The sequence below is a fragment of the Paracoccus sp. MKU1 genome (genome assembly GCF_001447385.1).
Lineage (GTDB): Bacteria > Pseudomonadota > Alphaproteobacteria > Rhodobacterales > Rhodobacteraceae > Paracoccus.
In genome coordinates this window covers 1-7104 of sequence record NZ_LLWQ01000153.1, presented here as the reverse complement: position 1 = coordinate 7104, position 7104 = coordinate 1, and the positions used below count along the sequence as shown (strand labels likewise).

Here is a 7104-nt window from a genome sequence, read left to right as displayed (position 1 = left end):
CTGATGCGGCAGGTCGAGGCGGAGCGCTGGATCGCGCTCGACCGCCAGCTTCTCCGGGATGCCGGCAAGTCCGGCGTCATCGACATGGCGCCGGGCATCGAGGGTCCGCGCGACGATTACCTGCCGCAGAAGGTCGGCCGGTTGCGGCATCTGGAACGCCTCGGCCTGGCCGATCAGGTCGGGCAGGCGCAATGGGTGATCCGGCCCGAAGCCGAGACCGTGCTGCGCGACCTCGGCGAGCGCGGCGACATCATCAAGCGCATCCATCGGGCGCTGTCGGGGCAGGGGATCGAGCGTGGGGTCGCCGACTATGTCTTTGCCAGCGAGAAGGCCGATGGTCCGATCCTCGGCCGGCTGGTCGAGCGCGGCCATGACGACGGGCTGAAGGGCACGGCCTATGCGGTGATCGACGGCGTCGATGGCCGCACCCATCACATCCGGCTGCCGCATTTCGACGCCGCCGGCGACAGCGCCCCCGGCTCCATCGTCGAGTTGCGCAGATACGAGGATGCGAAGGGCGTGCGCCGCACCGCGCTGGCCGTCCGCTCCGATCTGGATATCCGCGCCCAGGTGACCGCGAGCGGTGCCACATGGCTGGATCGGCAGGCGGTCTCTCGCGATCCCGTGCCGCTGTCGGAGGCCGGTTTCGGCGCCGAGGTGCGGCAGGCGATGAAGCGGCGTGCGGAACATCTGATCGAGGAGGGTTTGGCCGAGCGGCAGGGCAGCCGCGTGGTCTTCGCGCGCCGGCTGCTCGACCGGCTGCGCGAGCGCGAGATCGGTGCGCTGGCCGAAAAGATCGCCGCCGAGACCGGCATGGCCTACGACCGGGCGAACACCGGCGATCATGTGGCGGGCTCTTACCGCCGGCGCTTCGCCCTGGCCTCGGGCCGTTTCGCCATGATCGACGACAGGCTGGGCTTCAAGCTGGTGCCCTGGACGCCTTCGCTCGAACGGCACTTGGGACAGCATGTCTCCGGTGTCGCCCGCGGCAATGGCGGCGTGGACTGGAGCTTCGGCCGCAAGCGCGGGCTCGGGTTGTGAGACCGCTAGTGACTTCCAGCCCTTCAGGGCGTGGGGCGCCGATGCATCTGCCTTGACGGACGACATGACCGCCTTATATGACTACATATAGTCATAGCGAGGATCGGCCATGAAGGAACTCCAGCTCAGGGATGCTAAGGCGACGCTGTCAGCCGTGGTCGATCAGGCCGTGGCCGGCGAGCCGACGGTCATCACCCGGCATGGCCGCAAGGAGGCGGTGCTGCTCTCCTTCGAGGAATGGCAGCGCATCTCCCGGGTACCGGATTTCGCCGATCTGCTGCTCGCCTTCCCCGGAGAGCCCGAGGATATTCCCGAACGCAGCCGCAAGCCTGCGCGGGCGCTGCGGGATACGGACCTCTGACCCTTGTACCTGCTCGACACCAACATTCTCTCGGCCTCCGCGCCGACGAGGCGCGACGCCGATGCCGAGGCCCTCGCCGCCTGGATGCGCGCACATAGCGACCGGCTCTACCTCTCGGCCATTACCATCGCCGAGATCGAGGCCGGCATCGCCCGGGCGATCAGGATCGGCGCCAGCGCCAAGGCCCCGGCGTTGCGCCGCTGGCTCGCCGCGATCGAGCATTTTTATGCCAGCCGGATCCTGCCCTTTGGTATCGCGGAGGCTCGTCAGGCCGGGGCGATTCTCGACTGGGCGCGCGCCCATGATCCGGGCTTCGAGGATATCGCCATCGCCGCGACGGCGGCCGCGCACGGCCTGACGGTGCTGACCGCCAACGAGCGGCATTTCGCGCCGCTCGGCGTGCCCTACGCCAATCCGCTGAAGGAATTGCCCGCATAGCGGCTTGGCTTGGCTGCTGCCGCGCTGGCCGGTTGTCGACCGTATGCGCCTGTATTTCTGAATGCCACTCTACCGGATCAGGGTCGCCACCTCGCGGAAGCGCGGATGCGTTGCGGTGCGCAGCCACTCGAACAGCACCATTTCCGTGGTGACGATCTCTGCCCCATGGAGCTCCATCCGGCGGATCGCCGTCTCCTTGCTCTCCGGCTGCCGCGATCCGATCGCGTCGCGCACCACATGGACCTGATGCCCGGCCTCCAGCAGCCCCAGCACCGTCTGCAGCACGCAGACATGCGCTTCCCAGCCTGCGACGATGACCTGTGCGGCGGCCGGGACGCGATCCGCAAAGCCATCTTCGCCGCAAGCCCCGAAGGACTGCTTCGCCACCACCGGAGCATCGCCGGTGGGCAATTCTTCGATGGTCGGCCCCAGGCCTTTCGGGTTCTGCTCGGTCAGCAGGCCTGGAACGCCGAGCATCCGGGCCGCCTCCAGAAGCCGGCCGGCATTGCGCAGGGCAGCTTCGGCCTCGTGCATGGCAGGCATCAGACGGGCCTGGAAGTCGATCAGCAGAAGCAGCGAGCGGGCGGGGTCGATCAGGGACATGGGTCATCCTTTCGGGAGAAGGTCGATGCGTTTTGCCGCCGCGCTCAGCCGCCGGTCGCGGGTCCAGAGCGTGGTGCCGGGGGCGAGCAGGATGGCGGCGATCAGATGCGCATCGACATAGCCGATGCCGAGGCTGAAAAGCCGCCGCGCGTCGATCAATGCCATCACCTCGGCATGGCTGGCCACGGGCGCCTGCGGCAATCCCTGCATCGCGGCGATGACGGTTTCCCGGTCCTTGAGGCTGCCGAGCGCCAGTTCGCCGATGACGAAGGGATGCGCCAGCACCAGCCCGGCATTCAGCAGATCGGCCAGTTCCGCATCGCCGTCGCGCAGGTGGTCGATCCAGACCGAGGTATCGACGAGGATCACGGCGCCGGCTGCCGGCGGGGAGCCACCGTGGCGCGTTTATCGCTGCCACCGAGCAGGGCGAGCCGCCGAGCGCTCTCGCGCTCGATCAGGGCCTTCAGTCCCTCGCGCACCAGGACGGCCTTCTCGCCGATGCCGGTGAGGTCATGGGCTTGCCGCAGCAGGTCGTCGTCGAGGTTCAGGGTCGTGCGCATGATGATGCCTCCGAAAGCGATGCATCGAATATAGCATCATCAGGTGCCGATTGCGATGCATCGCAGGAAGCCTGCGCGCCGCAGCCTGCCGGTATTTTTACGCTGCTCTGCGACGGGCTGCGAACGGCTCACGGATAGCTGTTGCAACCTGTGTTGGCTGGGTTTTCCTCGATCTATCGGATACCTGCATGGAGGCTGGAACCACCTTGTCCGGCACGAAGATCCTCTGGGGCCAGATCACCGTGGTCTTCCTGATCGTGCTGATCTTCGTCTGGTCTGGCACGCAATGGACGGCCTGGCGGCTCGGCTTCCAGCCACAGCTCGGCCCGGCCTGGTTCGAGATCCGGGGCATCCCGATCTACTACCCGCCGGCGCTGTTCTGGTGGTGGTACTTTTATGACGCCTATGCCCCGCGCATCTTCATCGAGGGCGGCATCATCGCCGCCTCGGGCGGCTTCCTCGCCATCGGCACCGCCATCACCCTCTCGGTGATGCGCGCCCGCGAGGCTGCCGACGTCGACACCTACGGCTCGGCGCGTTGGGCGGAGCGGTCCGAGATCGAGCGGGCCGGGCTGCTCGGCCCCGACGGCGTGGTGCTGGGCCGATACGAGCAGGACTACCTGCGCCATGACGGGCCGGAGCATGTGCTTTGTTTCGCGCCGACCCGCTCCGGCAAGGGCGTCGGGCTGGTGGTGCCGACTTTGCTGACCTGGCCCGGCTCGGCCATCGTCCACGACATCAAGGGCGAGAACTGGCAGCTGACGGCCGGGTTCAGGGCGAAACATGGCCGGGTGCTGCTGTTCGACCCGACCAATGCCCGGTCCGCCGCCTACAACCCGTTGCTCGAAGTCCGGCGCGGCGAATGGGAAGTGCGCGACGTCCAAAACATCGCCGATATCCTGGTCGATCCCGAGGGTTCGTTGGAAAAGCGCAACCATTGGGAAAAAACCAGCCACGCCCTGCTGGTCGGGGTGATCCTGCATGTGCTTTATGCCGAGGAGGACAAGACCCTGGCCCGTGTCGCCGCCTTCCTCTCCGATCCGCGCCGCTCGATCGAGGCGACGCTCGCGGCGATGATGAGGACCCCGCATCTGGGCGAGGCCGGCCCGCATCCGGTGATCGCCAGCGCGGCGCGGGAACTCTTGAACAAGTCCGAGAACGAACGCTCCGGCGTGCTGTCGACGGCGATGTCCTTCCTCGGCCTCTATCGCGATCCGGTCGTCGCTCAGGTCACCAGCCGCTGCGACTGGCGCATCGCCGATCTGATCGCGGCGGAAAAACCCTCGACGCTCTATCTGGTGGTGCCGCCCTCGGATATCTCGCGCACCAAGCCGCTGATCCGGCTGGTGCTGAACCAGATCGGCCGCAGGTTGACCGAGGACTTGCATGCCAAGGACCGCAGGCACCGGGTGCTGATGCTGCTCGACGAATTCCCGGCCCTCGGCCGGCTGGATTTCTTCGAATCCGCCCTGGCCTTCATGGCCGGATACGGCATCAAGTCCTTCCTGATCGCCCAGTCACTGAACCAGATCGAGAAGGCCTATGGCCCGAACAATTCGATCCTCGACAATTGCCATGTCCGGGTCAGCTTCGCCACCAATGACGAGAGGACCGCCAAAAGAGTCTCCGACGCGCTCGGCACCGCCACCGAGATGAAGGCGATGAAGAACTATGCCGGGCATCGCCTCTCGCCCTGGCTGGGTCACATCATGGTCTCGCGCTCCGAGACCGCCCGGCCGCTGCTCACCCCCGGCGAGGTGATGCAGCTGCCGCCGGAGGACGAGATCGTCATGGTCGCCGGCACCCCGCCGATCCGGGCCAGGAAGGCGCGCTACTATGCCGATCCGCGCTTCAGGGAGCGGATGCTGTCGCCGCCCGATCCGCGCGAGATGGTGCGATCCGCGCTGCCGGATGATTGGACCGGACTGCAGCCGCCAAGGCCGGATGCGGGGCAGGGGGCTGATGCCGCCGCCGTGCCGAATGCCGCGCTTGCCCACGTCGACACCAATTCGTCCGGGTACTCGGACAATGCCGGGCTGCGCCGCGAACCGGGGTTGGAGCCGTATCAGGACATCGTGCCCGAACCGGTTGCGCCGCCGCAGAACGAATTCGATCCGGACTTCGATGCTTCGGAGCGGCAGGCGGTCCGCAATCGGGGGCTGGTGCGCGACATGCGCCGGGTCGCGCGCCAGATCTCGATGAATCAGAACGATGGGTTGGAACTTTGAGCCATGCCGGAACATGCCGATAAGAAGAAACGCCTCTCGATCTATCTGGACCCCGAACTGATGCTGCTGCTGGCCGACTATGCCGACCGGCGCGGGAAATCCCGCTCCCTCGTCGCCGAAGCGGCCATCGCCTCCTTCCTTACCCCCGATGCCGACGAGCGGCAGGAGGCGGCCCTGACCCGGCGGCTCGACCGCATCGACCGCAGTATCCAGCGGCTGGAGCGCGACATCGGCATTGCCAACGAGGCCTTCGCGATCTTCATGCGATCTTGGCTGACCGCGACCCCGGCACCGCCCGATGCTGCGTCGCGGGCGCAGGGCGGCGAACGCTACGACCGGTTCCTTGAGGCCCTCGGCCGGCGTCTCGTCAGCGGCCCGAGACTGCGGCAGGAGGTGCCGGGCGATTCTGATCAGGCGTGATTGGACGCACCGGCGGGCATTGCAGGAATTCCTGCCATGGAATCCGATGGGTCAAAACGACAGACCAATTGGATGGCAAATCTGAGAACCGTATTCAGGCCGCGATATCCTCTTCCAGCCTAAATCGAACCAAGCGCGCATGCATCGGCTCGATCAACGAGCAGGTATGCGCTCGTCGCCCCACAGATCCCTTCGCGCGATGATCTTCTGGCGAAAGTCGGCCTCTGCCTGCGGGTCCAGCTTTTCGTCGGTATAGGTCTCGAAATAGGTGGCGACATAGGACAGCCGCACCGACAGCGGCTCTCGCACGTTCAGCGCGTAATATCCCATCTGCGTATAATAGAAGTTGCGGGCCCGGATGATCGCCTGGCGTTCGGCAAAGCCATGGGCCGCGAACATGGCGATCAGCGCGTCCATGCGCTGCTGGTCCGACTGCGCGATGACCGCCTGAAGCGCGGCATCGCCCCGCGCCCAGTCGCGCACGGCGAAGTCGAGCCGCGGATCGAACAGTTCGGGATCCAGCCAGCAGATGAACAGGGCCAGGATGCGGTCCTGAAGCGTGCCCGGCGCAGTCGCGGCTTGGATGATGCTGGCCGTGTTGGACTGCTGCCACACTTCCAGCATGGCCTCCAGCAATTCGTTACGGTCGGCAAAGTGCCAGTAGAAGCTGCCGCGCGTCACCCTCAGCAGATCCGCAAGCCGGGTGATCCTGACCGCGTCGATGCCGTTCTCGATCAGCATTTCCAGGGCTTTTTCCAGCCAGTCCGCGCGTGTCAGCCGGGGCTGGGCGTGATCCTCCTCGGCTTCCTTGCTGACACGCTCTATCAGCTGGCGTTTTTTCATTGACTGCTCCATACACGTCTGTATCTTCCAATACACCACTGTATGGTGTTGGGCGATTGCTTTCTGCACCAGAACAGATGGGATGTCCGGGGGGAAGAGAAAGATGACGAATGCCGACAAGGCGCCGCCGCGCCTGCACCGCTTTTCCGACCTGCATTTCCAGCCGCGTTTCGCCTATCCCGCGATGGCCGAGGTCGTGGAGGTCGCCGGCCTTGCGGATCGCAGCGAGCTTGCGGGCGGCTTCGCGAGGTTCCGGGATGCGGACATTCCCTGGCAGGTCAAATACGACGAGCTGATCCTGGTCATCTCGGGGACATTCGCGGTCGAAACGCCGCAAGGCCGGTTCGAGGCCGGGCCCATGGACACGATCTGGCTGCCCGCCGGCACCGAGGTGCGCTATATCTCGGTCGATGCGCTGGTGTTCTACAGTCTCCAGCCGGCAAGCTGGGTCACAGGGACCGCCGCATGACGCGGATCTCGCTGCTTCCCAAGGATGACCGCAGCAATGGCTGGTCCGCGCTTTTGCCGCCACGCCAGCCCAGGCCGCCGCTGTCCAAAGACATCACCGCAGACGTCGTGGTGATCGGCGCGGGTTATGCCGGGTTGGGTG

The 7104-nt window shown here is 66.1% G+C and carries 10 protein-coding genes; 6 read left to right on the top strand and 4 right to left on the bottom strand.

Going from position 1 to position 7104, the window contains the following annotated elements:
* From AQY21_RS10605 to AQY21_RS10595, 3 genes are all read left to right on the top strand, one after another.
* A partial coding sequence (locus AQY21_RS10605; protein WP_152988194.1) for a DUF3363 domain-containing protein occupies positions 1-1041 on the top strand: 1041 nt, incomplete at its 5' end.
* A 109-nt stretch (positions 1042-1150) separates the two neighbouring features.
* Complete coding sequence (locus AQY21_RS10600; protein WP_058097634.1) at positions 1151-1402, top strand: type II toxin-antitoxin system Phd/YefM family antitoxin; 252 nt, start codon at positions 1151-1153, stop codon at positions 1400-1402.
* 3 nt (positions 1403-1405) lie between these two features.
* Positions 1406-1840, top strand: a complete 435-nt coding sequence (locus tag AQY21_RS10595; RefSeq protein WP_058097633.1) for a PIN domain-containing protein — start codon at positions 1406-1408, stop codon at positions 1838-1840.
* A 69-nt stretch (positions 1841-1909) separates the two neighbouring features.
* Here AQY21_RS10595 and AQY21_RS10590 read toward each other — a convergent pair whose 3' ends face one another.
* The 3 genes from AQY21_RS10590 to AQY21_RS10580 are packed head-to-tail and all read right to left on the bottom strand — an operon-like array spanning position 1910 to position 3003.
* Positions 1910-2443 carry a hydrolase gene (locus tag AQY21_RS10590; protein ID WP_058097632.1) on the bottom strand — a complete coding sequence of 178 codons (534 nt, stop codon included), beginning with the start codon at positions 2441-2443 and terminating at the stop codon, positions 1910-1912.
* A gap of 3 nt (positions 2444-2446) precedes the next feature.
* Positions 2447-2812, bottom strand: coding sequence for a type II toxin-antitoxin system VapC family toxin (locus AQY21_RS10585; RefSeq protein ID WP_058097631.1), 366 nt, complete (start codon positions 2810-2812; stop codon positions 2447-2449).
* Positions 2809-3003 carry a type II toxin-antitoxin system VapB family antitoxin gene (locus AQY21_RS10580; protein ID WP_058097630.1) on the bottom strand — a complete coding sequence of 65 codons (195 nt, stop codon included), beginning with the start codon at positions 3001-3003 and terminating at the stop codon, positions 2809-2811. The genes AQY21_RS10585 and AQY21_RS10580 overlap by 4 nt, the downstream gene beginning before the upstream one ends.
* Before the next feature lie 206 nt (positions 3004-3209).
* Here AQY21_RS10580 and AQY21_RS10575 point away from each other — a divergent pair, with 206 nt between their 5' ends.
* Entirely contained in the window at positions 3210-5231 is a 2022-nt protein-coding gene (locus AQY21_RS10575) for a conjugal transfer protein TraG (protein WP_058097629.1), read from the top strand.
* Between the two features lie 3 nt (positions 5232-5234).
* Positions 5235-5651, top strand: coding sequence for a ribbon-helix-helix protein, CopG family (locus tag AQY21_RS10570; protein ID WP_058097628.1), 417 nt, complete (start codon positions 5235-5237; stop codon positions 5649-5651).
* 153 nt (positions 5652-5804) lie between these two features.
* Here AQY21_RS10570 and AQY21_RS10565 read toward each other — a convergent pair whose 3' ends face one another.
* Positions 5805-6494 carry a TetR/AcrR family transcriptional regulator gene (locus AQY21_RS10565; protein ID WP_058097627.1) on the bottom strand — a complete coding sequence of 230 codons (690 nt, stop codon included), beginning with the start codon at positions 6492-6494 and terminating at the stop codon, positions 5805-5807.
* Positions 6495-6597: 103 nt separating this feature from the next.
* Here AQY21_RS10565 and AQY21_RS10560 point away from each other — a divergent pair, with 103 nt between their 5' ends.
* Positions 6598-6963: an ethanolamine utilization protein EutQ gene (locus tag AQY21_RS10560; RefSeq protein WP_058097626.1), complete on the top strand. Its 366-nt coding sequence runs from the start codon at positions 6598-6600 to the stop codon at positions 6961-6963.
* Positions 6964-7104: the final 141 nt, after the last annotated feature.

Excerpts from the sequence above, each read along its gene's own strand:
- AQY21_RS10600 (WP_058097634.1), top strand. The coding sequence starts at position 1,151 with ATGAAGGAACTCCAGCTCAGGGATGCTAAGGCGACGCTGTCAGCCGTG.
- AQY21_RS10590 (WP_058097632.1), bottom strand. The coding sequence starts at position 2,443 with ATGTCCCTGATCGACCCCGCCCGCTCGCTGCTTCTGCTGATCGACTTC.
- AQY21_RS10580 (WP_058097630.1), bottom strand. The coding sequence starts at position 3,003 with ATGCGCACGACCCTGAACCTCGACGACGACCTGCTGCGGCAAGCCCAT.
- AQY21_RS10570 (WP_058097628.1), top strand. The coding sequence starts at position 5,235 with ATGCCGGAACATGCCGATAAGAAGAAACGCCTCTCGATCTATCTGGAC.
- AQY21_RS10565 (WP_058097627.1), bottom strand. The coding sequence starts at position 6,494 with ATGAAAAAACGCCAGCTGATAGAGCGTGTCAGCAAGGAAGCCGAGGAG.
- AQY21_RS10560 (WP_058097626.1), top strand. The coding sequence starts at position 6,598 with ATGACGAATGCCGACAAGGCGCCGCCGCGCCTGCACCGCTTTTCCGAC.